This is a genomic window from Microbacterium sp. 1.5R (assembly GCF_007667425.1).
GTDB lineage: Bacteria > Actinomycetota > Actinomycetes > Actinomycetales > Microbacteriaceae > Microbacterium.
Genome location: NZ_VDRC01000001.1, coordinates 1,734,530 through 1,758,656, shown reverse-complemented (window position 1 = coordinate 1,758,656; position 24,127 = coordinate 1,734,530). Strand labels below are relative to the sequence as shown.

Genomic DNA, 24,127 nt, shown 5'->3' with positions numbered 1-24,127 from the left:
TCACGCCACCTTCCACACGGTCTCTGTGGTGCCGCGGGCCTCGACGGTGCCGGCCTCGGTGTAGGTGAAGATCTCGCGCGTCCGGTCGTACACGGTCTGACTCACGTAGACCCCCGGCTGTCCGGTGACGGAGCGCACCCGGTAGGCGAGGTTCACGGCGTCGCCCCACAGGTCGTACGCGAGGCTCGTACGCGCGACGAGTCCGCTCGTGACCGTGCCGGTGTCGACGCCCGCGCGGAGGCCGATCGCCGTGCCGTTCTGCGCGTTGAACCGGTCGATAACCCCGACGAGGTTCCGAGCGAAGTCGACGCTGCGTCGCACGTTGTCGACCCGCGGCACGATGAGGCCGGACGAGGCGAGGTATCCGCCGCGCAGGGTGCGCACCTTCTCGACGCCTGCCTTCTCTGCGGCCTCGTCGAAGCCGCGCATGAGCGTGTTGAGGTGCCCGATCTCCTGCTCCGGGGTGAGCCCTCGCGCGTAGTCGTCGAAGCCGATGAGCTCGGCGAACACGACCGACACGTTCTCGTGCGCCTCGGAGATCGCCTCGTCACCCTTCTTGTACCGCTCGGCGACGCGCTCGGGCATGAGGGTGAGCAGCAGTCGCTCGTTCTCGGCGTGCTGCTCGTCGATGAGGTCCTGCTTGATGCGCAGACTCGACGCCATGTCGTTGAACGCGCTGCCCAGGTCGCCGAACTCGTCGCGCGACGTCTGCGGCACCTGCACATCGAGGTCGCCCTCCGCCACGCGATGCGTGGCGCCGACGAGGCGGTGGATCGGACGCGTGAACACCTGCGCGAGCAGCAGCGAGAGCAGCGAGACGCCGAGCAGGATGCCGAGCAGTGACAGCAGCACGGTCCTGGTGAAGTCGCTCACGGGTGCGAAGGCCTCGGCCGAGTCGATGCGCGCGATGATGACCCAGTCGAGACCCTCGATCTCGAGCGGCGCGTAGGCCGTGACGCTGTCGCCGCCCAGGTAGTCGCGACCGGTCGTCGTCCCCGATCGCCCCGCCTGCGCATCGGCGACGGCCTGCGTGGTGACCGGCTGCAGCAGCACGGTGCCGTTCACCGCGACGGCGCGTGCCGCGATGCTGGGGGCCACCCCGCCGTTGACGGCGCGGCGCTCGTACTCGTCCGGGTTCTCGATGAGGATGCGCGAGTTGCTGCGCATCAGGTCGTCTCGGCCGACGAGATAGACCTCCCCCGTGTCGCCCAGGCCCTGCTCCTTCCACCCCTCCGACCCCGTCGTGAGGTCGTTGATCGTGTCGAGCGAGACCTGGAACGCCATCGCCCCCGTGATGCGGCTGTCGTTCCCGACGGGCGAGACGACCCACATCGTCGGCACGTTCAGCGACGGGATCCAGCGCTCGAAGTCGGTGAGGACGACTGTGCTCACCGAGTTCGTCGCGATCGCATCGGAGTACGCCTGAGCGAGAGTCGTCTCGCGGTACGGCCCGGTCAGCAGGTTCGTGCCGAGCTCCGGTCCCTTGTAGGCGGAGAAGACGACGTCTCCGTCGAGGTTCATCAGCAGCGCGTCCTCGTACCCCGCTTCGCGCACGAGCCGGGTGAAGTAGTCGCCGTAGCGCTCGGACGCGACGGCGTAGTTCGATCCGTCGCCGGGGTCGTTGTCGTCGAGCAGCGTGTCGTAGTCGGCGTCGAAGTCCTGGTTCTGAGTCGAGAACAGGGCCTGCAGGTGCTGCCCGGCGACCGACTCCGGGATGAACGCGCTGTCGCCGTACTGGTCCCCGGTGCGGTTCTCGAGCTCCGGGATGAAGGTGTCCGCGTAATACGTCTCGAGCGACTCGTATTCGCCGGGCACGGGCTCGCCCTGCTGCAGTTCGGCGTACCCGTCGTTGATCGTGGTCGACAGGGTCTGGGCACTGAGGTTGCGGGAGTTCAACGACGCGTCGCGCTTGACCAGGTCGATCGCATCGGTGATCTCGGCCGCCCGCATCGAGCGGATAGTGATGAGCTGGTCGACCGCTGCGTCGTGCAGCGACTCGCGGCCGTTGATGAAGCCGATCGCGCCGACGATCACCGACGAGGCGAGACTCACCGCCAGCAGCATGATCAGCAATTTGGATTGGATGCTGAGCCCCGCCCGACCGCGCCAGGAGCGACGGCCCTCTCGGACTGCAGGTGTGGTCGTGCCTTCGCTCATGAGCCCCTCCGCCACGCGCGTGCCTTCTCGCGACAGACGCTATCGATATATCGGCATTGCGGTCTAGGGCTGATTTCGCCGCGTGTCGATAGTGTGTGCGCGGGAGGAAGTATGAAGACCTGGTGGCCCTACGTCCGGTTGGCGTCCGCAGCACTCGGCCTCGCCGCCGTGATCGCCCAGCTGTCGCTGACCCTGCAGATCGCGATGACCGATCCGACCCCGTGGGGCAGCCACCTCCCCACCGTGTGGTGGAACTTCTTCAGCTTCTTCACGATCGACTCCAACGTGATCGCCGCCGTGGCCTTCATCATCGCGGCGATCTGGAGCATCCGGCACCGCGGTGACTACGAGCGGGAGCCCTCGTGGCTCGCCGTCCTGCTCGTGTGCGCGAGCACCTACATGATCGTCACCGGCATCGTGTACAACACCCTCCTGCGGGGTATCGAGCTCCCGCAGGGCGTCACGGTCCCGTGGTCGAACGAGGTGCTGCACGTCGTCTTCCCGCTGATCCTGCTGCTCGACGTGCTCTTCGCCCCGCGCCGCCGCGCACTGCCGTGGGGCACCGTCTTCATCTCGGCGATCTTCCCGCTGGTCTGGGCCGCGTACACGATGATCCGCGCGAACCTCATCGTCGCCCCGGCCACCGGCGAGGAGTGGTGGTACCCGTACCCCTTCCTGAACCCGCACCGAGTGCCGGGCGAGTACCTCGGCGTGGCCGGATACGTCGTCGGCATCGCGGTCGCGATCATCGGCGTCGCCTGCTTCGTCGTCTGGGTAGGGCGCCGCCGCGCGGTATCCCTTTCCGCTCGGTGATACCTTCATCCACTTATGTACATAAGTACTATTCTGGGGATATGAACACCATCAGCCGCAGCGTCCCGTCGAAGGATCTCCGCGACAGCCTGGCTGACGTCCTGGGCGGCGTCGCCTACGGTTCGGAGCGTGTCGGCGTGACTCGTCACGGCAAGCTCACCGCAGTCGTGATCAGCGTCGACGATCTCGAACTGCTCGAGGAACTCGAAGCGGCCCGTGACGCCGCTGAGTTCGCGGCGGCGCGCGCGGCCGATGATGGCGGTCGGATATCGCTGGATGAGCTGCGCGCTGACGTCGCGTGAGCGCATATCGCGTCGAGTTCACGACGGCGGCCGCCAAAGAAGTCCGCAAACTGGATCCGCAGACCCGTCGACGCATCCTCGCGGGGGTCTCCGATCTCGGGCGTGAGCCGCGACCGCACGGCGTGCGCAAGCTCACAGGCTTCGACAACGCATGGCGGCTGCGGGTCGGCGACTATCGCGTGCTGTACGAGGTGATCGACGACCAGGTCCTCGTGACGGTGGTGCGCGTGGCGCATCGCCGGGACGTCTACGACATCTGAGCCAGCGGATCATGGGGAGAAGTCCCCATTCGCCGGCCGGAGCCGCTGCAACAGATGCCGATACTCTGGTCGCGGGGGAACATCGTCGCGTCCCCGTGGGAACGAGGAGACCTGTGAACGAGCCCTACGCATCCGGCAGCCCCGCGGGTTCCACCCCGCCGCCTCCGCCCGCTCCGTCGGCATCGCCCGCCCCGCCCGCGCCTCCGGCTCCCCCCGCCCCGCCCGCTGCTCCGGCCACGCGCGCCGAAGCCAGCGCCGCGCAGCCCGCACCCCCCGCCTCGCCCTCGGCATCCACGCGATCCGAAGCTCCGTCCGACGCCGAGCTGCGCCGCGCGGGCGCCGTGCTGAAGACGGTGTCCGACGCGTACTCGGCGAAGATGGTCGGCCAGGAGCGCCTGCGCACGAGCCTGCTCATCTCGCTCATCGCGGGCGGCCACATCCTGCTCGAGAGCGTGCCCGGTCTCGCGAAGACCACGGCCGCCAGCACGCTCGCCGACACCGTGAAGGCGCGGTTCAAGCGCATCCAGTGCACGCCCGACCTGCTGCCGAGCGACATCACCGGCAACCAGATCTACGACGCCGCCACCGGCTCGTTCCGCACCGTGCTCGGCCCGGTGCACGCGAACTTCGTGCTACTCGACGAGATCAACCGTTCGAGCGCCAAGACGCAGAGCGCGATGCTCGAGGCGATGCAGGAGCACCAGACCACGATCGGCGGCGAGATCCACCCCCTGCCGAAGCCGTTCCTCGTGATCGCGACGCAGAACCCCATCGAGCAGGAGGGCACGTACGAGCTGCCCGAGGCGCAGATGGACCGCTTCCTGCTCAAGGAGATCGTCGAGTACCCGAGCCCGGCGGACGAATTCGAGATCCTCGGACGCATCGACTCCGGTGTGCTCGACCCCGAGCGCCACGTCGAGAGCGCCATCTCGCTCGACGACGTGCGGATGCTGCAGGACGTCGCCGCACGCATCTACGTCGACCCGGCCATCCGCAACTACATCGTCTCGATCGCCTACGTCACCCGCAATCCGGCGCCGTACATCGGCGAGGAGAGGGCCCGGTACATCAAGTACGGCGCGAGCCCCCGCGCGAGCATCGCGTTCCTCCAGGCGGCGCGGGCTCTCGCGCTGATCAACGGACGCGGCCACGTGCTGCCCGAGGACATCCGCTCGCTGCGCCACCTCGTGCTGCGCCACCGCGTGCTGCTCACGTTCGAGGCCGACGCCGAGGGCATCCGGAGCGAAGAGATCATCGACCAGATCTTCGGCGCCGTCCCCACTCCCTGACGATCCCATGCCCAGCCTGATCACGCAGGTGAAGAGCAAGCTCTTCATCCACTCGTCGCGCAAGTCGCTGCACGCCCTCGACGGCGCGTACGCGTCGCTGCTGCACGGACGCAGCCTCGACTTCGAGGACCTGCGCAAGTACGAGTACGGCGATCAGGTGCGCGACATCGACTGGCGCGCGACCGCACGCATGGGCACGCCGCTGGTGAAGCGTCACCGCGCCCAGCGCATGCACACGGTCCTGTTCGTGGTCGACACGGGACGCTCGATGGGCGCGCTCGCACGCGACGAGCGGTCGAAGAAAGACCTCGCGATCCTCTCGACGGGGGTGCTCGGCATCCTCGCGCTGCGCCACGGCGACGACTTCACGCTCGTCTACGGCGACGCCGACGGTGTGCGTCGGCGAGCCCCCGGCCGCAGCGAAGGCGCGCTCGAGCACACGTTGCGCACGGTCGACGGAGCGATCGAAGGCAGCACGGCTCCCAGCGACCGCGACGCCCTTCTTTCGTACGTCACGCGGACGATCTCTCGACGGATGATCGTCGTGGTCATCACCGACGAAGCACCGGTCACCACCGAGACGGAGCGGATGCTGCGTCGACTGCGAGTCCAGCACGACGTGCTGTGGCTGACCCTGCGCGACGCCGAACCGGTGCTCGACCACACCACGGGAACCATCCGCAGCGACGTCGACAGTATGTGGGAGGTACCCGATTTCGTGCAGGGCGACCTCGACATCGTGCGGGAGCTGACGGCGCAGACCGAGGCGGATGCCGCGCGGCTCGCCGAGGTCCTCACGCGCATGGAGATCAGCCACGGAGTGCTCGCTGACCAGGACGACGCCGTCTCGCAGCTGCTGCAGCTGCTGAATCGGAGGTCTCATGCCCGGCTCTGACGAGCTCTATCCACCGGCGCAGTACGGCTGGGGCTGGATGCTGCTCGCCATCGGCATCCTGCTGCTGCTCGTCGCCGGCGCCTGGCTGCTGATCGTCCTCACGCGTCCCCGTCGCGACCTGACCCTCACCCGCGAGGGGCAGGGCGCCACGCTGCAGACCGTCGACGTCCTGTCGCAGCTGCGGATGGAGTACCTCGACGCGATCCAGCACATCGAAGACGATTACCGCGCGCGCAGCCTCACGGCGCGCAACGCGAACTTCGAGCTCAGCCGGGTCGTGCGCACCTTCGTGAACGAGTACAGCGGCCTCGAGGCCCCGGTTCTCGCCCTCGACGACCTCGTGGCCCGAGGCGTGCATCCGGCCCTCATCGACGCGATGGGCCGCCACTACTACCCGAGCATCTTCCGCCAGGGTCCGGCGATCGATCCGCTCGCCGGCGCCGAGGCTGCCCGAACGGTGGTGCGCACATGGCACTAGCGAACTGGTGGGTGATCCTCGTCGTCGTCGGCGCCGCGGTCGTCGCGATCGCGATCGGCGTGCTCCTCGGGCTGCGGGGCGGGGCGAAGACCGACGAGCACGAGCGCGCCAGGGTCGCGCGCGCCGAACGCCTGCGTGCCCTGCCGACGTTCCGCCAGGCGCTGAACCGTCGGGTGCTGGCGCTCTCCGGCATCCTGCTGCTCGGCGTCATCGCCGTGGTCTCGGCGGGTGTCGTGGCTGCGCGGCCGATGTCGTCGCAGACGATCCAACCCGTCAACACGAGCCGCGACATCATGCTGTGCCTCGACGTCTCCGGATCGATGAGCGAGGTCGACGTCGAGGTGCTCAGCGTGTTCGACGAGCTGCTCGACGACTTCGAGGGCGAGCGCATCGGACTCACGATCTTCAACAGCTCGCCGGTGCAGATCTTCCCCCTCACCGATGACTACCCGTTCATCCGCGAGCACCTGCAGAGCATCCGCGAGAGCTTCGACTACCTCGACGACGTGCCGGAGCACTGGGTCGGCACCCTCAACGGCAACGGCGCCTCGCTCATCGGCGACGGTCTCGCCGCCTGCGCGATGGCGTTCGACCACCCCGACGACGAGCGCTCGCGCTCGATCATCTTCGCCACCGACAACGAGATCAACGGCGCGTCGATCGTGACCCTCGACGAGGCGTCCGCGTACGCGAAGTCCGTCGGCGTCCGGGTGTTCGCGCTCAACCCCGTGCAGGGCAAGGATGCCGACGTCAGCGCCGAGCTCACCCGTGCCGCCGAAGCAACCGGGGGGCAGGCGTACGGTCTGCGCGACACCACCACGGTGTCGGACATCGTGACGCAGGTGCAGGAGCAGGAGGCCACCGAGCTGAAAGGTCAGGCGCAGGTCGTCTGGACCGACACCCCGAACCTCTGGATCGTCGTGCTGCTCGTCTCGATGCTCTCGTTCATCGTCGTGCTCTGGAGGGTGAAGCTGTGATCCTCCAGCCCGTCCTCAATGTCTTCCTGCTGCTGCTGCTGTTCGCACCGGTGGCCGCGATCGGCGTGCTCGCGCTCGTCAAGGCACCAGGACGCGACCGCGGACTGTGGGTCATGCGTCTCGTCATGCTCGTGGCCCTGTTCACGATGCTGCTGCGACCCGGCATCCCCGGCGGGGCGACGCAGACGCTCGCGACCGACACCGACATCGTGCTCGTCGTCGACACGACCGCGAGCATCGTCGCCGAGGACTGGGGCGACGGACAGCCTCGACTCGACGGCGTGCGAACCGACGTGCAATCGATTGTCGACGAGTACCCCGGCGCGCGCTTCGCCCTCATCACGTTCGACGCCTCGGCCGACCTGCGCCTGCCGCTGACGACCGACACCACCGCGCTGATCTCGTCGCTCGAGGTTCTGCGCCCCGAGGTCACCAGCCAGTCGCGCGGCAGCTCGGTCGGCATCGCGAACCAGCTGCTCGCCGACACGCTCTCGAACGCCGCAGAATCGCAGCCCGACCGCTCGCGCATGGTCTTCTACTTTGGCGACGGCGAGCAGACGGCGAGCTCGACGCCCGAGCCGTTCGACGGCAGCGCGCAGTACACGGATGCCGGGGCCGTGCTCGGCTACGGCACCACCGAGGGCGGGCCGATGCGGCTCACCACCGGCGGCGTCGACGGGTCGAGCGGCGAGTACATCCAGTACGAGGGCACGAACGCACTGTCGACCATCGACGAGCAGAACCTCCAGACGATCGCCGGCCAGCTGGGCGTCGAGTACGAGCACCGGACAGCGGATGCCGAGATCGCGCTGCCCGAGGCGCCGTCCACCACGACGAACTACGCCGAGTCCGGCGAGGTCGGCAACGTGATCGAGCTGTACTGGATCGCCGCGCTCGTCATCGCCGCGCTGCTCGCGGTCGAGCTCGCGCGGGCGAGCATGCTCGTCGCTCGCCTCCGCCACCTCCGCGCGCCGCGGCCCGGGAGCGTCCCCCGCGGGTCGTCGACCGAGCGCAGCCCCCGCGGGTCGTCGAGCGAGCGCAGCACACGCAGGTCGTCGAGCGAGCGCACCGAGACGGAACGCGCCGACGGAGGTGACGCATGACCACGGCCACCGCACCCGACGACGTCCGCGCGGACGCGGCATCCGCTCTCCTCGCATCGAACCGGCGTCGCCGTCGCATCCGCCGGTGGGTCGCGATCGGCTCGCTGCCGCTGGTGCTCGTCGCCCTGCTGTTCGTCGGAAAGCTGCTGAGCATGTACGCATTCGCGCACCAGTCGATCAGCGCCTACGTGGCAGACGACTATGCGGGTTCGGAGGCGTCGGCTCGGGGCCAGGAGTTCCTCAACTGGTTCGAGCCGTACAAGGCGCCCTTCAATGTGGGCACGGCGCTGGCCGGCTCGGAGCAGCTGCCCGACGCACGTGCGAAGCTCGAAGAGGCGCTCGACCTCGCGACAGGTCTCGAGGTGTGCGGCGTGCGGATCAACCTCGCGATCGTGATCGAGCGAATGGGTGACGCCGCCCGGGCCGACGGCGACGGAGCGGGTGCCGCGCAGCTGTACGCGGAGGCGTTGACCGTGACCACCGAGATGCCGGAGGAGTGCAACAGCGAGGAGGCCGAGCAGCAGTCGTCGGATCCGAACCGCGATATGCAGCAGAGCAAGGAAGACCTCGAGGACCGCCTCAAGCAGAAGCAGCAGGAGCAGGAGCAGCCCGAAGAGCAGGAGCAGCCGCAGGAGGAGGAGCCGCAGCCCTCCGACGACAAGCTCGAAGAGCTCAAGGACAAGCTCGAACAGGGCACGCAGGAGCGCGATCAGCAGCAGGGTGACGACGGCGGCGGCTCGGGGACGGACAGGCCATGGTGATGGACCACGAGAAGCAGCGTGCGCGGTACGTCGCCGGCACCGAGGGCGCACCGCCCGTGCCCCCGCCCGGGGGATACCGCAACGCCCGCCGGCCCTCGTCGGCGACGCTCGTGCAGCATCCGGCCGTCCCGGGAGCGATCGGCACCGCGACGGCCGAACCCGAGGCGAAGAGGCCTGCGAACGCCCTCGGGTGGGTCGCGCTGATCACCGGCATCCTCTTCGCCCTGATCCTGCTCATCACCCTCGCGGCCGGGGGTGCCGACGTGCTCTACGGCGTGACGATGCTCGCGCTGCAGCTCGTCGTCGTCGCGGTCATCGTCGGCGCGCTGTTCACCCGCAGAGGCCGCACGCTCGGGGCGATCGCACTCGCGATCACCCTCGTCGTCAACGTGGCCACGGTCGGCGGACTCGGAGCGCTGCAGACCTCGGCATCGGGCAGCTACGACGGCATGAAGTCCGACGAGCAGAAGCACGAAGAGGCCTACCCGGGCATCAAGGGCACCGACTCGCAGGACGTGCTGGCGCAGCAGTCGCTCGAACAGGTGCAGGCCGAGGCGGAGAGCCTGTTCGCCGACATCCGCTCCCGGCTCACCGCGGAGTTCGGGTTCGAATGGGTGCAGGTCGGCGACGAGGACTTCCGCCCGGAGCGCAACGGCTACGGCGGGGAGTCGATGCTCGTCGAGTACACCTCGGCCAGCTGGGCGACGACGCAGCCGGTGCAGGACTACCGGCGCAAGCTCGATGTCATGGCGACGATCGACGACGTCGTCGCCGAACACGGCATGTCGTACCTGTACTCGTTCAACGACGAGTCGTCGGGCCTCGACCCGACGATGATCGCGAAACTGTACGGCAGCGACGACCCTCGCGAGCAGCACACCTGGGAGTACTACGCCGAGAACTACCCGGACCCGCTGCGGTTCTACGCGAACGTCTACGACCTGTCGAACGACCCGACCGGCGACTTCCGCACCGCGAGGGAGGCGCAGAACGCCCGCACCGGAGAACCGCTCGAGGGGCTGCAGCTCACCGTCCTCGCGAGCGCAGTGCTCAGCGACGCCGACCGCGACGAGTTCCAGAAGAAGCTGCAGGAGTACCCCGGCTTCGAGTGAGTCGCGGGGCGCCGGGTGGCGGGGTCAGGACGAGAGCGCGAGACCCGCGGCGAGCGCGAACCCGAGCACGGTCGCGAGCCCGGTGGACTCCTTCGCCTTCGACTGCGCCTCGGGCACCATCGAGTCGACGAGCATGACCAGCAGCGCGCCGGCGGCGAATCCGCCCGCCGCCGACCGGAACGTGTCGCCGGTGACGCTAGCGAGCGCGAAGCCCGCCACCGTGGCCGCGGCGCAGACGACGGCGACGCCGCCCCACAGCACCAGCACGCGGGAGCGCTTCATGCCGCCTTCGAGCAGGTCGGCCGCCGAGCCTATCGATTCGGGCAGGTTCGAGACGAGGATCGCGACGACGAGCGCCACGCTCACCGGTTCGCCCGACGCCAGTCCGATGCCGAGCACGAGCTGCTCGGGGATGCCGTCGAGCAGTGCACCCACGGCGAGCTGCCCGCCTCCCGCGCCGCCCTTCTTCCTGGCAGCCCTGGCGTCGAGGATGCGGTCGGCGATGTAGTAGCTGAGCGCGCCGAGCGCGACGCCGATGACCAGCGGGATCGGCCCCGCGAGCTGCAGCCCCTCTTCCCACAGCTCGAACGCGATCGACGCCATGAGCGCGCCAGCGCCGAAACCGAGCACGATGCCCAACCAGCGGGGCGGCCAGGCGCGCAGCAGCGCGAGCACCGCGCCCACGAACAACGGGGATGCCGCGACCACGCCCCACAGCACTGCCTGACCCATGTGGCCCACTCTCCCACCGCGGGTGCGGGAAGCCCAGGGGGTTGTCTGCGGGTTCTGAGATCAGGACCATGACCCGAGATCAGGAGGATGCTGCCCCCGCAGTCCTGATTTCGGGACATCGTCCTGATCTCGTGAAGGCGGGCGGCCCGCGCGTCAGTCGATGCGGTGGATGCCGAGGTCGATGCGCCCGGGCAGGAGGTCGGCGCGCAGTGCCCGCGTGCCCCGGTAGTCGCCATCCTTCAACCGCCGGAACGGACGGCTCGGAGCCTCGTCGGCGATGCCGTCGAGACGCTCGAGCAACCGCGCCGTCTCGCGCTCGACGTCGTCCGCATCGAGGCCGTCGGCGTCGTGGACGACGTGCAGGTCGAGGGGCTCGATGCCGGTGTACCAGAGCGTCCCGTGCGTCAGCGGGAACAGCAGCTGGTCGATGTCGCCGCTGATGCCCCGCGTGCCGATCGAGCGGTCGTCCTCACCCGCGGTCACGATGACGAGCGCGCGGCGCCCAGCCAGCAGTCCGTCGCCGTAGCGGAGCGGCAGACCGGTCTCGGGGTCGGTCGGACCGTAGGCGAAACCGTTCGTGAGCACGCGGTCGAACCACCCTTTGAGGATCGCCGGCGGCCCGTACCACCAGAGCGGGAACTGCAGCACGACGAGATCCGCCGCGGCGAGCTTGCGCTGCTCCTCGACCACGTCGTCGGGCAGGCGGCCCGCGGCGAACGCGTCGCCCATGAGGTCGACGACACTGCCCGACCGGCCGAGCGGATCGCCGAGGTCGCGCGCCGCGAGCACCGGGTCGAACGCCTGCCGGTACAGGTCGCTGCTCACGACGTCGTAGTCGCGGGAGAGCGCCTCGGCCCCCTCGCGGAAGAGTCGGGCGTTGAAGGAATCCGGCTGCGGGTGGGCGTGGATCCAGTGGGCCACGGGGCGCGACGACATGGTGTCCTCTCGGTGGTCGGTGTCAGCGGGCTTCGGGTACGGCATCCGCGGCGCTGCTCCTCCACAGCGGCAGCAGCGCAGCCGTCACGACGGCCGCGGTCGCGACGACGAGCGACACGGCGAATCCGCCTCTGCCGACGATCGTCGCGATCGTGCCGAGCACGGCGATGCCGAGTCCGCCGCCGAGCGAGAAGCTCACCTCCTGGATGGCGCCGACCTGTCCGGCGTCGTCTTCGGTGGTGACGTCGAAGAGGGTCGTGGCGGCCAGCGTCGCGGCGACTCCGAAGCCGGCACCGACCAGCGCCAGCGGGATCGCCACCACCTCGGGGTCGAACGCCAGCCATGCGAGGCCCACTCCCTGCACGACGAGGGCGAGCACCGTGAGCGTCGGAGAGGTCAGCCAGCGCAGGAACAGCGGCGCGACGACGCCGCCCAGCGCGATCGCGACGGCCTGCGGGAGGATCGCGATCCCCGCCTCGGCCGCCGAGTGCGCCCGCACGTCCTGCAGGTGCAGGCTGACCAGCAGGACGGATGCCGCGGCCACACCGCTGCTCGCCACGATGCGCACGATCGCGGGGCTGAATCCGGGCACCGTGAACAACCGCATGTCGATGAGCGGTTCTGAGAGTGCGCGCTGGCGGCGGATGAAGTAGACGAGGGTCGCGATGGCGACGACCGCGGCGACCGCGGCGGCGACGGGCGCCGCGAGCGCCTCGTGCAGCGCGAACACCAGCGCACCCAGAGCCACGATCGACGACAGGATGCTCAGGACGTCCCACGACGCGGGCCGCGAGCTGCGGGAGTCCGGCACGAGCCAGATCGCGAGGATGCCGGCGAGCACCGCGAGGGGGACGCTGCCGAGCAGCAGCCACCGCCATCCGGGGCCCTCGGTGACGATGCCGCCGAGTACGGGCCCGAGCGCGCTGCCGGTGCCGAACGTCGCGGTCCAGAGGCCGTAGGCGAGAACGCGCTGTCTGGCCTGGTAGTGCGCGCCGATCGTGGCCACCACCCCGGCCACGACGAACGCCTCGGCGACGCCGAGCAGTGCGCGCACGACGATCAGCAGCAGTCCGTCCTGAGCCAGGCCGCCCACGAGGTTGAGCGCCGCGAAACCGGCGAGGCCGAGCAGCACGATGCGCTTGCGCCCGAAGGTGTCGCCGATCCGCGAGGCGAGGATGAGCGTCGCCGCGAGCGACAGCGCGTACACGTCGACCAGCCACAGCGCACCGCTGTCGGAGAGGGTCAGGTCGCCGCGGATCGCGGGCAGCGCGGTCGACACGCTGCTGATCGCGAGGGCTCCGATGAGGATGCCGAGGAGCAGCGGGACCATCGCCAGCCACGGATGCCGCGCAGGGCGCGATCGAGCGGAGACGACGGGAACGGGGAAGGTCACCACCTGAGTCTGGCGGAGGGGTACGATTCCGACAAGTACTGTCATTGAGGTCACATACTGACGTTTCGGATACCATGGCACTCGACGGAGGGCGGGACGATGAGGGAGAAGACCGAACGCATCGTGCGCGAGTGGGGTGACGCGTGCGACGCGGAGATCTCGATCGCCGTGCTCGGCGGGGCGTGGAAGCCCAGCATCCTGAGCCTGCTCGGCGAACACGAGGTGCTCCGCTTCGGCGAGCTCAGCCGCCTGCTCGACGAGCCGACGGCACGGGTGCTCACACGCCAGCTGCGCGAGCTCGAAGACGACGGGCTGATCACGCGCGAGGTCTACCGGCAGGTGCCACCGAAGGTCGAGTACCGTCTCAGCGAGCTCGGGCACGGGTCCATGCCCCTCGTCGACGCGCTCACCGCGTGGGGTGGGCAGTACGCCGCCACGCAGCGCCGGACCCTGAGCGCCGCGGCATCCTGACCGCTTCGCCCGACCTCCTCCCCCCTCTCCGAGAACAGGACGTCGCCCCGAGATCAGGAGACTCAGGCCGGCATCCTCCTGATCCGGGTCAATGATCCTGATCTCGGAAACGGCGCGGAAGCCGGATGCTGTCGGCATCCTCCTGATCTGGGGCGCCGCTCCTGTTACGGGCACCCGCAGGGCAGGCGACACGCCGCCGATAGACTGAGAGGCATGTCCAAGGTCCTCCAGTCCCTGCCCGTCGGCGAGCGCGTCGGCATCGCCTTCTCCGGAGGACTCGACACCTCCGTCGCCGTTGCGTGGATGCGCGACAAGGGTGCGGTGCCCTACACCTACACCGGCGACCTGGGGCAGTACGACGAAGACGACATCGAGTCTATCCCCGGCCGTGCGCTCGAGTACGGCGCCGAGGCTTCGCGTCTCATCGACTGCAAGACCGCCCTGGTCGAGGAGGGCTTCGTCGCCCTGTCGTGCGGCGCCTTCCACATCCGCTCCGGCGGCAAGACGTACTTCAACACCACTCCCCTCGGCCGCGCGGTCACCGGCACCCTCCTCGTTCGCGCCATGAAGGAGGACGGCGTCGACATCTGGGGTGACGGCTCGACCTACAAGGGCAACGACATCGAGCGCTTCTACCGCTACGGACTGCTCGCCAACCCGCGCCTGCGCATCTACAAGCCATGGCTCGACGCCGACTTCGTGACCGAGCTCGGCGGCCGCAAGGAGATGAGCGACTGGCTCGTCGCCCACGACTTCCCCTACCGCGACTCCGCCGAGAAGGCGTACTCGACCGACGCGAACATCTGGGGTGCGACGCACGAGGCGAAGACCCTCGAGCACCTCGACGTGTCGCTCGAGACCGTCGACCCGATCATGGGCGTGAAGTTCTGGGACCCGTCCGTCGCCATCGACGCCGAAGACGTCACCGTCACCTTCGAGGGCGGTCGCCCCGTCGCGATCAACGGCGTCGAGTTCACCGACCCGGTCGCCCTCGTCATGGAGGCGAACACGATCGGCGGCCGCCACGGCCTCGGCATGAGCGACCAGATCGAGAACCGCATCATCGAGGCCAAGTCGCGCGGCATCTACGAGGCACCTGCCATGGCGCTTCTCTTCATCGCGTACGAGCGCCTGGTCAACGGCATCCTCAACGAAGACACACTCGCCACGTATCACGAGCAGGGTCGCCGTCTCGGCCGCCTGATGTACGAGGGGCGCTGGCTCGAGCCGCAGTCGCTCATGCTGCGCGAGTCGATCCAGCGCTGGGTCGGATCGACGATCTCCGGGTCCGTGACGATCCGTCTGCGCCGCGGCGATGACTGGACGATCCTCGACACCGTCTCGCCGAACCTCTCGTACGGCCCCGAGAAGCTGTCGATGGAGCGCGTCGGCGACGCCGCGTTCGGCCCCGTCGACCGCATCGGCCAGCTCACCATGCGCAACCTCGACATCGCCGACTCGCGCGCCCGCCTCGAGCAGTACGCGGGCCTCGGCCTCGTCGGCGGCGCCACGGGCGAACTCGTCGGACGCGTCACCGCCGGCGAGTCCGCCGAGATCACCGGAGCGGTCGAAGAGTTCGACGAGCGGTTCGCGGATGCCGTCGACACGGCATCCGAGGGCGCGGCGTTCGACTCCGGCACCGACTGACGCGCGTCACCGAGAAAGGGGGCGGATGCTGCGGCATCCGCCCCCTTTCCCGTGTCCGCCGCACGACAATTCCGGCATTCCGATATACGTCGTGGGAATCCTCTGGGCGTGAGCTGCCCCACCGGATAGTTTCAGCCGCTGGGGCGTGCCGTCCCATGACCGGGAAACAGCGCGGGGGAGCCACAGCATGCAGTCGAGCGACGTCACCATCGACCGAAAGGGCGGACGCCGCCGAGGGGCCATCGGAGCGCGGCTCGCCACGATCGCACTCGTCGCGTCAGCCATCGTGGTCGGAGTGCCCGCTGCGCCCGCCGTCGCGGCACCGGCACTCTCGTGCATCGGCACGATCTATCTCACGAACTCCGGCGACCAGTCGGTCCGCGCGCTCGACCTCGCCTCCGGGACCGTGGGAGCCAGCCCCGTGTTCCCGATCCCGGCTGCGGGAACGGGAACGAATCAGCTCGGCATCGGCGCCGCGGGGGCCAGCGCCCTCTACGGCACCGCGACGAACCTGGTGAAGTACGTCGCGGCGTCGGACTCCACGACTCTGCAGCCGAAGCCGACAGGAGTCGCCCAGGGCACCGTCGGAGCCGTGAATCCGAGGAACGGCCTGTTCTACTACGGAGCGTTCTCGGGCCCCACGCTGCGCGTCTTCACATTCGACCCGGCGACCGACACCGCGTCACCGAACCCCGTCGCGTCCATATCCATCACGGCCAGCCCCGGAGCGAACGGCGACATCGCGTTCGACAAGGCCGGCCGACTCTACGTCGTCGCGGCGAGCACGACTGCCTACGCCCTCTACGTGGTCGACGGCGCAGTGCCCACCGTCAGCGACGGCACGACGACGGGCGCAGCGCTGACCTCTTCGGAGATCGCGCGCGGTACGACCACCGCGGCGACCAACGGCATCGCCTTCGCCTCGGACGGCTACCTCTACCTCGGCGGCAGCACGAGCGTGCAGAAGGCGAACCCGATCACGGGAGCGACCGTCGGCAGCCCGATCACGATGACCGGCGTGACCTCGAACGACTTGGCGACCTGCGCGAACCCCTCGACCGTGGAGGTCACCTCGACGTTCCCCGACGGCAAGCGTCGCCCCGCCGACTCGACGACACTCATCGTGGAGGGCGGCTCGTACGGCGCGGCCGGCACCGGCCCGGACTTCGGCCCGAGCTCGGTCAACCCTGACGGGTCGTCGAGCACCGAGCCGGGCGTCGTGCTGCCCGGCGAGACGTACACCGTGCGGCAGGTCGGGAACGGCGACACGAACCTCGGCGACTACACGACCACGTGGTCCTGCCGAGACCTCCTCGGGCGGGTCGTCGCCTCCGGCACGGGGAACTCCGCGTCCTACACCGTGGCCACGGGCACGGACGGCTCCTCCGTCGTCTGCGCCTTCGTGAACGAGCTCCGCCCGCCGACAGCCGTGCCGGACACGGCATCCGTGACCTTCGGCACGCCGTCCGTGACGCTCGATGGCGCCGCGAACGACGCCCGGGGCACGGGCGCGATCCGACCTGAGTTGACGGTGTTCACGGATCCCGCGGCCACCGACGGCGGCACGCGGCTCGACACAGCGGAGGGGCGGTGGACGATCGGGGCGGACGGCCGCATCACCTTCGCGCCCGCAGCCGGCTACTCGGGCACGACGCCCGCCGTGGGGTATCGCATCACCGACGACAACGGGCAGACGGCGACGTCGACCGCCACCGTGACCGTGGCCCCCGGACCGTCGGCGACCGCCGACACGGCCACCACGACGCAGGCGACCCCCGTCGACATCGCGCCGCTGACCAACGACACCCCGGGTGAAGAAGTGGACGGATCGTCGGCACCGATCCCCCCGGCCTCCCTCACCTTCCCGCCGACGGGGCAGCCGGCCGGAGCCTCGGTGAGCGCCGACGGCCGCTCGGTCTCCGTTCCCGGGGAGGGCGCCTACGTCATCGACCCGACGACGGGTGTCGTGACGTTCACCCCCGAACCGACCTTCTTCGGCACCGCGCAGCCGGTCGCCTATTCCTTCACGGATGCCGTCGGCAACCCCGCCGGATCGACGATCACCGTCACGGTCACGGCCGTCGCGCCGACTGCCACTCCTGATGCGGCCGACACCCCGTTCGCGACTCCGGTGACGATCGACGTCGTCGCCAACGATGCTGCGGGCCCCGGCGGAGAGCTGGACCCGACGAAGACCGTGTTCACCGACCCGGCCGCCACGGCCGACGGCACCCGGCTCGTGACTCCCGAGGGAACGTGGTCGGTCGAGCAGAGCGGCTCGATCACGTTCACCCCCGCAGACGGATATACGGGCACGACGCCGGCCGTCGGGTATCGCATCACGGACGACAACGGGCAGACCGCCACCTCGACGGTCACGGTGACGGTGCGCCCCGGACCGTCGGCCACGGCCGACACCGGCGCCACCGACCAGAACGTCGATGTGGTGATCGCCCTCCTTCCCAACGACGCTCCCGGCCGCAGGGCCGACGGCTCCGCGGGCGCGTTCGACCCGGCCACGGTGCGCCTGCTCGTCACCGCCGACCTCCCGTCGGGCAGTGCGGTGTCGGGCGACGGCCGCCGCCTGCGCGTGGCGGGCGAGGGCGTCTACACCGTCGACCCCGCCGATGGCCGGGTGACCTTCGATCCCGATCCGCAGTTCACCGGAGCCGCCTCGACGATCGGCTACGAGGTCGAGGATCAGGCGGGCAACACCGCGTCATCGACCGTCACGGTCACGGTGCGGCCGATCACACCGGTCCTGACCGACGACGCCGCCAAGACCCCCGGGGAGGTGCCTGTCGAGCTCGACCCGCTGGCGAATGACAACCCCGGTGACCCGTCGGTGCCCCTCGCGCCGGACTCCGTGCGGTTCACCTCTCCCGATGCCACCGACGACGGCACCGCTCTCGAGACGCCGGAAGGATCGTGGAGCATCGATGACGACGGTCGCATCCGCTTCGAGCCGGCGCCCGGCTTCGAGGGGGTCACGGCCCCGGTCGAGTACGAAGCGCGAGACGCCAACGGCACTCGCGCTCTCGCCCGGGTGACGGTGACGGTCGGAGGCGGGGCCCTCGCAGCCCCCGACTCCGAGACGACGAGACAGGGCCGGCCGGTGCAGGTGAAGCCGCTGGCGAACGACGTTGCGAGCGACCTCGGCGCTCCGTGCGACGCGGGTGAACCCGGAGTCCCCGCCGGGTGCGACACCGGGGAGCTGCTCGCGACGAGCGTCGTCTTCCCGACGGTCGGACAGCCGGACGGCAGCACGGTGGGCGACGGCGGCAAGACCGTCGCCGTCCCGGGAGAGGGCGTGTACGCGATCGATGCGTCAACGGGCGTCGTGACCTTCACCCCGGAACCGGCTTTCACCGGTACCGCCCAGCCGGTGACCTACGCCGTGACGGACTCGCTCGGCGCGACCGTCGCGGCGACAGTGACGATCACGGTGACGGCTGTCACACCCGTCGCGGTCGATGACACGGCCCGGACGCCGTTCGACACCCCCGTCTCGATCGATCTCCTTGCGAACGACGATGCGGGAGACGACCTCGCGCCGCTCGTCGCGGAACGCACGGTGTTCCCGGCCGACGGGCAGGCCGCCGGAGCGGTGGTCGCGGACGACGGGAAGACACTCACGATCCCGGGCGAGGGCACGTAGGTGCTCGCCGCCGACGGGTCGGTGACGTTCACGCCTGCGGCGGGCTTCGTCGGAACGACCACCGCGGTGACGTACCGCATCGAGGACGAGAACGGCACCACCGCTCTCGCGCAGGTCGCGGTGACGGTGCGCTCCGGCCCCCGTGCCGCGGCCGACGCGGAGACCGCACGCCAGGGGAGCGCCGTGACGGTGTCGCCCCTGCGCAACGACACCCCGTCGCGCGACGTCGACGACTCGACGGGCGAGTGGGTCGCGTCGAGCGTGGTGTTCCCGACGGACCGACAGCCCTCCGGATCGCTCGTGTCGGACGACGGCAAGACGCTGACCGTCCCCGGGCAGGGCCGATACGCGATCGCCGCGGACGGCGACGTGACGTTCAGCCCGGAACCGGCGTTCACGGGAGCTGCGTCGCCGGTCGCCTACGTCGCGACGGATGCGAACGGGAACAACGCGTCCTCGACCATCGCGATCGAGGTCGCACCGATCACCCCGACCGCGGCCGACGACCAGGCGACCACTCCGTTCGGCACCCCGGTGACCTTCGACCTGGTCGGGAACGACGAGGCCGGGGATCGGACGGCGCCACTCGTGGTCTCTTCCCTGATCTTCGAGGCGTCCGGCATCCCCGCAGGGGTTCGGGCGGAGATCCGCGACGCCGGCAGCACCCTCGAGATCGTCGGCGAGGGTGTATTCGCCCTCGGCGATGACGGCACGGTGACCTTCACCCCCGCTGACGGATTCCGCGGAGCGACCAGCCCCGTGCGGTACACGATCCGCGACGCGAACGGCACTGCGGCGACGGCGGCGATCGTGGTGACCGTACAGCCGGGACCCGTGCTCGCGAACGACGAAGACCGCACCCCGCAGGGGGTCGCCGTCACCGTCGACGTGCTCGCGAACGACCTCGCCGGACTCGACGCCGGCGGCGATCGCGCGGCGCTCGACCCCGCGTCCGTGGTGTTCCCGGCGGATGCGCAGAGCGTGGGAACCGTCGGCGAAGGCGGAAAGACCCTCACGGTGACGGGAGAGGGCGTCTACACCGTCGACCCCGGCACGGGAGCGATCACCTTCACCCCCGAGCCGCAGTTCCGCGGCGCGGCGACGCCGGTCGTCTACCGCGCGACCGATTCCCTCGGCAACACGGGCACGGCGACCCTGGCGATCACGGTGCAGGGTCCGGACCCGGTGGCCCGCGACAACTCCGCCACCACCGTGCAGGGCACCGCGATCGTTCTCGACGTGCTGGCGAACGACTCGGCCGCGGGCGGCGTGCCGCTCGATCCGTCGAGCCTCGCGCTCGTGGACGCCGACAGCGAGCTCGTGCCCCGGGTGACGGTCGCCGGCGAGGGAGCATGGACGGTGGTCGACGGGAAGCTCGTGTTCACGCCGCTCCCCGACTTCCGCGGTCAGACGACCCCGGTGACGTATTCGGTCGCCGACGTCGCGGGTGTGCGCGTGACCGCTCGGGTCGTGGTGACGGTGACGGGGCGCGATGCCGGCGCACCGGAGCCCGGGGAACCCGGCGAGACACCGGCACCGGGGCGCTCGGGCGATGAGGCCGGCGGCGGGCTCCCCGCCACCGGAGCCGATGTTCCCTGGCTTCCGATCGGCGGCGGGCTCGCGCTGCTGCTGGCCGGACTGACCGTGCTGATCCTCCGGCGACGACGGGGCGACGTGTGACCCGATGACAGGGAGGGGCGGATGCCGCGGCATCCGCCCCTCCGCTCCTGCGCCCCGTCTCCGACGGCACCACGCGTCACGCGATGCCGGGAGTTCCCTGAGTTATCTTGCACACTTATGTGCAGGAAAAGTACTATGGAGTCATGACCACCCGTGCACCTCGCCGCGACTCGGTCGAGAACCGCGCCGGCATCCTCGATGCAGCCCGATCCGCGCTCGCTCACGACCCCCGCGCGTCGATCGACGTCATCGCCCGCAGCGCCGGGCTCTCGCGCCGTACGCTCTACGGGCACTTCGACGACCGCGACGCCCTGATCCGGGAGCTCATCTCCACCGGCGCACAGCGCTTCAACTCCATCGCCGAGTCCGTCGCCGTCGCCGACGCCGATCCGCGCATCGCTCTCGCCCGCCTCGCGGCCCGACTCTGGCGCGAAGCGGCGCACGTGCAGGTCGCCGCCGCGCTCGCGCTCGACGAGGCGCACGTCGAGCACACCGCCACCGCCCTCGCACCTCTGCGTCGCACGGTCGCCGCGCTCGTGCGCCGAGGGCAGGACGACGGCAGCTTCCGCACCGACATCGCCGCACCGGCACTCGCGCGCCTCATCGAAGAGGTGGCTCGCACAGTCGTGGCCCGCACCGACGCGACCAGCACCGGGGCGGCGAACCTCGCGGTCCGGACGCTGCTCAGCATCGCCGGGCTCTCGTGGCGGGATGCCGACGAGTTGCTCGGCGCACACCCCGACATCATCGAGGGCGAGGAGCCCGTCGCATGAAGATCGCACTCCACGAGGTCAGCAAGGGACGCAGCGGCCAGGCGCTGCCGACGACCAGCCTCGAGTTCCACACCGGCGCGGTGCGCTTCGCCCTCGCCGAGACGGAGCAGCGCCCGACCGTTCTCGGCCTCATCGCCAGCGGGCGCATGCGCCCCGAGACGGGGCGGGTCACGATCGACGGCGCGACCGACAACCGGATGCTGCGGCGCACCGTCGCGCTCGTCGACGCCCCCGACGTCAGCGACCCGCACCCCGACATCGCCCTCGCGGGCGTCGTCGGCGAGGAGCTCATGTTCGCGGGTGTCGGCGCCACTCCGCTCCACGCCCGCCGCTGGCTGAATCAGCTCGGGTACGGCGAGCTCGCCTCCGTGCCGATCGGCAACATCGATCCGGCGGCGCGCGTCCGCATCCTCTGCGAACTCGCGGTACTGCGCGACGGCACGCAGGCGATCGTGCTCGTGGCGCCCGACCGCCACGGCGGAAGCCCCGACGGCTGGTGGCGCATCGCGATGGAGTTCGCCGACCGCGGCTACGCCATGCTCGTGATCGTCGGCGGTTCCGCCGCCGTGGCCCTGGAGCGGATGCACGAGTTCGACGCTGTGAACGCCTCGGGCCCGATCGAGCCGCTGACGCTGGGCACGGATCCCGAGGGGGACGACGGCGAAGCCGACCGAGACGAAACGCCCCACGACACACACGACGCCGAGCCCACGGCATCCGATACCGCAGATGAGGAGGACGCGCGATGAAGGTCCCCGCCATGATCGCCGCCGAACTGCGGCGGCTCACTGCGAGCAGGATGGGCATCATCGCGCTCGTCGCGCTCGTGTGCGTGCCAATCCTCTACGGCGGCCTGTACCTGTGGGCGAACCAGGATCCGTACGCGAAGTTCCCCGAGGTGCCCGTGGCCCTCGTCGTCGACGACGAGGGCGCTCCCGCACCGACCACGGATGCGACGGCGCAGACCGACGACACCGTCAACTACGGCGAGGAAGTCGCCGACAACCTCATCGACGGCAACGCCTTCGACTGGCAGCGGATGACCGAGGACGAGGCCGCGGAGGCACTGCGCACCGGGTCCGTCGACTTCACCGTGACGATCCCTGCGGACTTCTCGGCCGCGCTCACCTCAGCCGCCGGCGACGACCCTCACCAGGCGCGCATCGACCTCGAGACGAACGACGCCAACAACTACCTCGCGTCATCGATGGGCACCCAGGCGGTCGAGAAGATCCGCAGCTCGGTCGCCGAGATGGTCGGCAGCGAAGCGGCGGAGCGACTGCTCACCGGACTCAGTGAGGTACGGGACAACCTCGTGACAGCGGTCGACGGCGCCAGCCAGCTCGCCGACGGCGCGACGACCGCGGCATCCGGCAGCGCCACACTCGCCGACGGCACCGCGCAGCTCTCGTCAGGCACGGCGCAGCTCGCTGCGGGCGCGAGCACCCTCGCGGCAGGAGCTCAGCAGGTGAGCGACGGCAACCGTCAGCTTGCGGATGTCGCCGATCGCGCAGGGTCCGTCGTGCAGCAGGCGACGGATGCGCTGCCGCAGGTGCGCACCGACATCGCCACGCTGCTCGCCGATCAGGGCCTCGCACAGGACGAGATCGACCGGGTGCTCTCGACCCTCGATCCGCTCGCGACGCGGCTGCAGCAGGGCAACTCCACCGTGCAGACCGCCGTCGGCAAGGTCGATCAGCTCGCCGACGGCGCCGCCGCCGTGGCATCCGGAGCAGCCCAGCTCTCCGAGGGCGCGAGCACGGCGGCGACCGGCGCTGCTGCGGTGAACGACGGCGCCGTGCAGCTGCGCGACGGCCTGTCGACCCTGTCCGACGGCGCGGCCCAGCTGCGCGACGGCCTCGCCGACGGGGTCGCGCGCATCCCGGCATCCACCCCTGAACTGCGCGAGAAGCAGGCCGACACGATCGCCGACCCCGTGAAGGTGTCGAGCGACAAGGTCGCCTCCGCCGAGGACTACGGCGCAGGCCTCGCGCCGTTCTTCGCCGCCCTGTCGGCGTGGATCGGCATCTACGCGCTGTTCCTCATCGTCAAGCCGATCTCGCGGCGCGCGGTCACCGCCCTGCACTCGCCGATCAGGGTGACTCTCGCGGGGTGGCTCACCCCGGCCACGCTCGGCGCTGTGCAGATGCTCGGACTCATGGGCATCCTCGCGATCACCCTCGGCTTCACGTTCGACAATCCGGTCGGCACGCTCGGGGTCTTGATCGCGGCGTCGGCGACGTTCGCGGCGATCATCCTCGCGCTGAACGTGTGGCTCGGTTCGGTCGGCCAGTTCATGGGCTTGGTGCTCATGGTGCTGCAGCTCGTGACGGCCGGCGGCACGTTCCCGTGGCAGACGCTGCCTGCGCCACTGGCGGCCCTGCATCATGTGCTCCCCCTCGGATACGTCGTCGACGCGATGCGGCAGCTCATGTACGGCGGCGACCTGTCGCGGGCCGGATGGGATCTCGCGGTGCTCGGCATGTGGCTGGTCGGGGCGCTCGCGCTGGCGGCGGTCGGCGTGACGCGGATGACGCATCGCCGGACGCTGCGCGATCTGCAGCCGAGCCTGATCGGCTGACACCGGAAGCGAGACCGCGATTCGAGTCGCTTGACTTGCAACGTCGACCGGCGTGAAGTTGCCAGTCAGGCGATTCGAAAGCGGCTCTGTGGGTAGGATTCGAGGATGC

21 protein-coding genes are annotated in these 24,127 nt (G+C 70.0%); 17 read left to right on the top strand and 4 right to left on the bottom strand.

Annotation, left to right across the window (positions count from 1 at the left end):
- Nucleotides 1-2,157, bottom strand: a complete 2,157-nt coding sequence (locus tag FSY98_RS08460) for an adenylate/guanylate cyclase domain-containing protein (protein ID WP_144875715.1) — start codon at nt 2,155-2,157, stop codon at nt 1-3.
- 111 nt (nt 2,158-2,268) lie between these two features.
- Between FSY98_RS08460 and FSY98_RS08455 the strand changes: the two genes are divergently transcribed.
- From FSY98_RS08455 to FSY98_RS08410, 10 genes are all read left to right on the top strand, one after another.
- Nucleotides 2,269-2,970, top strand: a complete 702-nt coding sequence (locus FSY98_RS08455) for a Pr6Pr family membrane protein (RefSeq protein WP_144875713.1) — start codon at nt 2,269-2,271, stop codon at nt 2,968-2,970.
- Between the two features lie 41 nt (nt 2,971-3,011).
- Complete coding sequence (locus FSY98_RS08450; RefSeq protein WP_144875711.1) at nt 3,012-3,272, top strand: type II toxin-antitoxin system prevent-host-death family antitoxin; 261 nt, start codon at nt 3,012-3,014, stop codon at nt 3,270-3,272.
- Nucleotides 3,269-3,532 (top strand): type II toxin-antitoxin system RelE/ParE family toxin, encoded by a 264-nt coding sequence (locus FSY98_RS08445; protein ID WP_144875709.1) that lies wholly within the window; start codon nt 3,269-3,271, stop codon nt 3,530-3,532. Before FSY98_RS08450 ends, FSY98_RS08445 begins: the two co-directional genes overlap by 4 nt.
- Nucleotides 3,533-3,855: 323 nt before the next feature.
- A complete protein-coding gene (locus FSY98_RS08440) occupies nt 3,856-4,821 on the top strand; it encodes a MoxR family ATPase (protein ID WP_144876671.1) in 966 nt (321 codons plus the stop codon).
- 7 nt (nt 4,822-4,828) lie between these two features.
- Nucleotides 4,829-5,716, top strand: a complete 888-nt coding sequence (locus tag FSY98_RS08435; protein WP_144875707.1) for a DUF58 domain-containing protein — start codon at nt 4,829-4,831, stop codon at nt 5,714-5,716.
- On the top strand, nt 5,703-6,194 hold the full coding sequence (locus tag FSY98_RS08430) for a hypothetical protein (RefSeq protein WP_144875705.1): 492 nt from the start codon (nt 5,703-5,705) through the stop codon (nt 6,192-6,194). Before FSY98_RS08435 ends, FSY98_RS08430 begins: the two co-directional genes overlap by 14 nt.
- Nucleotides 6,185-7,171 carry a VWA domain-containing protein gene (locus FSY98_RS08425; protein ID WP_260857326.1) on the top strand — a complete coding sequence of 329 codons (987 nt, stop codon included), beginning with the start codon at nt 6,185-6,187 and terminating at the stop codon, nt 7,169-7,171. The genes FSY98_RS08430 and FSY98_RS08425 overlap by 10 nt, the downstream gene beginning before the upstream one ends.
- The gene (locus tag FSY98_RS08420) at nt 7,168-8,274 is read left to right on the top strand and encodes a VWA domain-containing protein (RefSeq protein ID WP_144875703.1); all 1,107 of its coding nucleotides are present in this window, start codon (nt 7,168-7,170) and stop codon (nt 8,272-8,274) included. Before FSY98_RS08425 ends, FSY98_RS08420 begins: the two co-directional genes overlap by 4 nt.
- Nucleotides 8,271-9,035, top strand: a complete 765-nt coding sequence (locus FSY98_RS08415) for a hypothetical protein (RefSeq protein WP_144875701.1) — start codon at nt 8,271-8,273, stop codon at nt 9,033-9,035. Before FSY98_RS08420 ends, FSY98_RS08415 begins: the two co-directional genes overlap by 4 nt.
- The gene (locus tag FSY98_RS08410) at nt 9,029-10,147 is read left to right on the top strand and encodes a hypothetical protein (RefSeq protein WP_144875699.1); all 1,119 of its coding nucleotides are present in this window, start codon (nt 9,029-9,031) and stop codon (nt 10,145-10,147) included. Before FSY98_RS08415 ends, FSY98_RS08410 begins: the two co-directional genes overlap by 7 nt.
- Nucleotides 10,148-10,171: 24 nt before the next feature.
- On the opposite strand, the gene FSY98_RS08405 is transcribed toward FSY98_RS08410, so the two are convergent.
- From FSY98_RS08405 to FSY98_RS08395, 3 genes are all read right to left on the bottom strand, one after another.
- Nucleotides 10,172-10,879 carry a ZIP family metal transporter gene (locus tag FSY98_RS08405; RefSeq protein ID WP_144875697.1) on the bottom strand — a complete coding sequence of 236 codons (708 nt, stop codon included), beginning with the start codon at nt 10,877-10,879 and terminating at the stop codon, nt 10,172-10,174.
- A gap of 153 nt (nt 10,880-11,032) precedes the next feature.
- A complete protein-coding gene (locus FSY98_RS08400) occupies nt 11,033-11,860 on the bottom strand; it encodes an NAD(P)H-dependent oxidoreductase (protein ID WP_260857324.1) in 828 nt (275 codons plus the stop codon).
- On the bottom strand, nt 11,838-13,208 hold the full coding sequence (locus FSY98_RS08395) for an MFS transporter (RefSeq protein WP_186307588.1): 1,371 nt from the start codon (nt 13,206-13,208) through the stop codon (nt 11,838-11,840). The genes FSY98_RS08400 and FSY98_RS08395 overlap by 23 nt, the downstream gene beginning before the upstream one ends.
- 99 nt (nt 13,209-13,307) lie before the next feature.
- Between FSY98_RS08395 and FSY98_RS08390 the strand changes: the two genes are divergently transcribed.
- The 7 genes from FSY98_RS08390 to FSY98_RS08360 all read left to right on the top strand — a co-directional run bounded on the left by FSY98_RS08390 (nt 13,308) and on the right by FSY98_RS08360 (nt 24,018).
- Nucleotides 13,308-13,679, top strand: a complete 372-nt coding sequence (locus FSY98_RS08390) for a helix-turn-helix domain-containing protein (protein ID WP_144875693.1) — start codon at nt 13,308-13,310, stop codon at nt 13,677-13,679.
- Between the two features lie 213 nt (nt 13,680-13,892).
- Nucleotides 13,893-15,326, top strand: a complete 1,434-nt coding sequence (gene argG / locus FSY98_RS08385) for an argininosuccinate synthase (protein ID WP_144875691.1) — start codon at nt 13,893-13,895, stop codon at nt 15,324-15,326.
- Between the two features lie 187 nt (nt 15,327-15,513).
- A complete protein-coding gene (locus FSY98_RS08380) occupies nt 15,514-18,984 on the top strand; it encodes an Ig-like domain-containing protein (RefSeq protein ID WP_144875689.1) in 3,471 nt (1,156 codons plus the stop codon).
- The gene (locus FSY98_RS08375; protein ID WP_144875687.1) at nt 18,985-20,664 is read left to right on the top strand and encodes an Ig-like domain-containing protein; all 1,680 of its coding nucleotides are present in this window, start codon (nt 18,985-18,987) and stop codon (nt 20,662-20,664) included. It abuts the gene before it with no gap.
- Nucleotides 20,665-20,807: 143 nt separating this feature from the next.
- On the top strand, nt 20,808-21,437 hold the full coding sequence (locus FSY98_RS08370; RefSeq protein WP_144875685.1) for a TetR/AcrR family transcriptional regulator: 630 nt from the start codon (nt 20,808-20,810) through the stop codon (nt 21,435-21,437).
- Nucleotides 21,434-22,186, top strand: a complete 753-nt coding sequence (locus tag FSY98_RS08365) for a hypothetical protein (RefSeq protein ID WP_186307587.1) — start codon at nt 21,434-21,436, stop codon at nt 22,184-22,186. The genes FSY98_RS08370 and FSY98_RS08365 overlap by 4 nt, the downstream gene beginning before the upstream one ends.
- Nucleotides 22,183-24,018: a YhgE/Pip family protein gene (locus FSY98_RS08360; protein WP_144875683.1), complete on the top strand. Its 1,836-nt coding sequence runs from the start codon at nt 22,183-22,185 to the stop codon at nt 24,016-24,018. The genes FSY98_RS08365 and FSY98_RS08360 overlap by 4 nt, the downstream gene beginning before the upstream one ends.
- Nucleotides 24,019-24,127: the final 109 nt, after the last annotated feature.

Coding starts and splice junctions, on each gene's coding strand:
- FSY98_RS08460 (WP_144875715.1), bottom strand. CDS start 2,157: ATGAGCGAAGGCACGACCACACCTGCAGTCCGAGAGGGCCGTCGCTCC.
- FSY98_RS08455 (WP_144875713.1), top strand. CDS start 2,269: ATGAAGACCTGGTGGCCCTACGTCCGGTTGGCGTCCGCAGCACTCGGC.
- FSY98_RS08450 (WP_144875711.1), top strand. CDS start 3,012: ATGAACACCATCAGCCGCAGCGTCCCGTCGAAGGATCTCCGCGACAGC.
- FSY98_RS08435 (WP_144875707.1), top strand. CDS start 4,829: ATGCCCAGCCTGATCACGCAGGTGAAGAGCAAGCTCTTCATCCACTCG.
- FSY98_RS08430 (WP_144875705.1), top strand. CDS start 5,703: ATGCCCGGCTCTGACGAGCTCTATCCACCGGCGCAGTACGGCTGGGGC.
- FSY98_RS08425 (WP_260857326.1), top strand. CDS start 6,185: ATGGCACTAGCGAACTGGTGGGTGATCCTCGTCGTCGTCGGCGCCGCG.
- FSY98_RS08415 (WP_144875701.1), top strand. CDS start 8,271: ATGACCACGGCCACCGCACCCGACGACGTCCGCGCGGACGCGGCATCC.
- FSY98_RS08410 (WP_144875699.1), top strand. CDS start 9,029: ATGGTGATGGACCACGAGAAGCAGCGTGCGCGGTACGTCGCCGGCACC.
- FSY98_RS08405 (WP_144875697.1), bottom strand. CDS start 10,879: ATGGGTCAGGCAGTGCTGTGGGGCGTGGTCGCGGCATCCCCGTTGTTC.
- FSY98_RS08400 (WP_260857324.1), bottom strand. CDS start 11,860: ATGCCGTACCCGAAGCCCGCTGACACCGACCACCGAGAGGACACCATG.
- FSY98_RS08390 (WP_144875693.1), top strand. CDS start 13,308: ATGAGGGAGAAGACCGAACGCATCGTGCGCGAGTGGGGTGACGCGTGC.
- argG (WP_144875691.1), top strand. CDS start 13,893: ATGTCCAAGGTCCTCCAGTCCCTGCCCGTCGGCGAGCGCGTCGGCATC.
- FSY98_RS08380 (WP_144875689.1), top strand. CDS start 15,514: ATGCAGTCGAGCGACGTCACCATCGACCGAAAGGGCGGACGCCGCCGA.
- FSY98_RS08370 (WP_144875685.1), top strand. CDS start 20,808: ATGACCACCCGTGCACCTCGCCGCGACTCGGTCGAGAACCGCGCCGGC.
- FSY98_RS08365 (WP_186307587.1), top strand. CDS start 21,434: ATGAAGATCGCACTCCACGAGGTCAGCAAGGGACGCAGCGGCCAGGCG.
- FSY98_RS08360 (WP_144875683.1), top strand. CDS start 22,183: ATGAAGGTCCCCGCCATGATCGCCGCCGAACTGCGGCGGCTCACTGCG.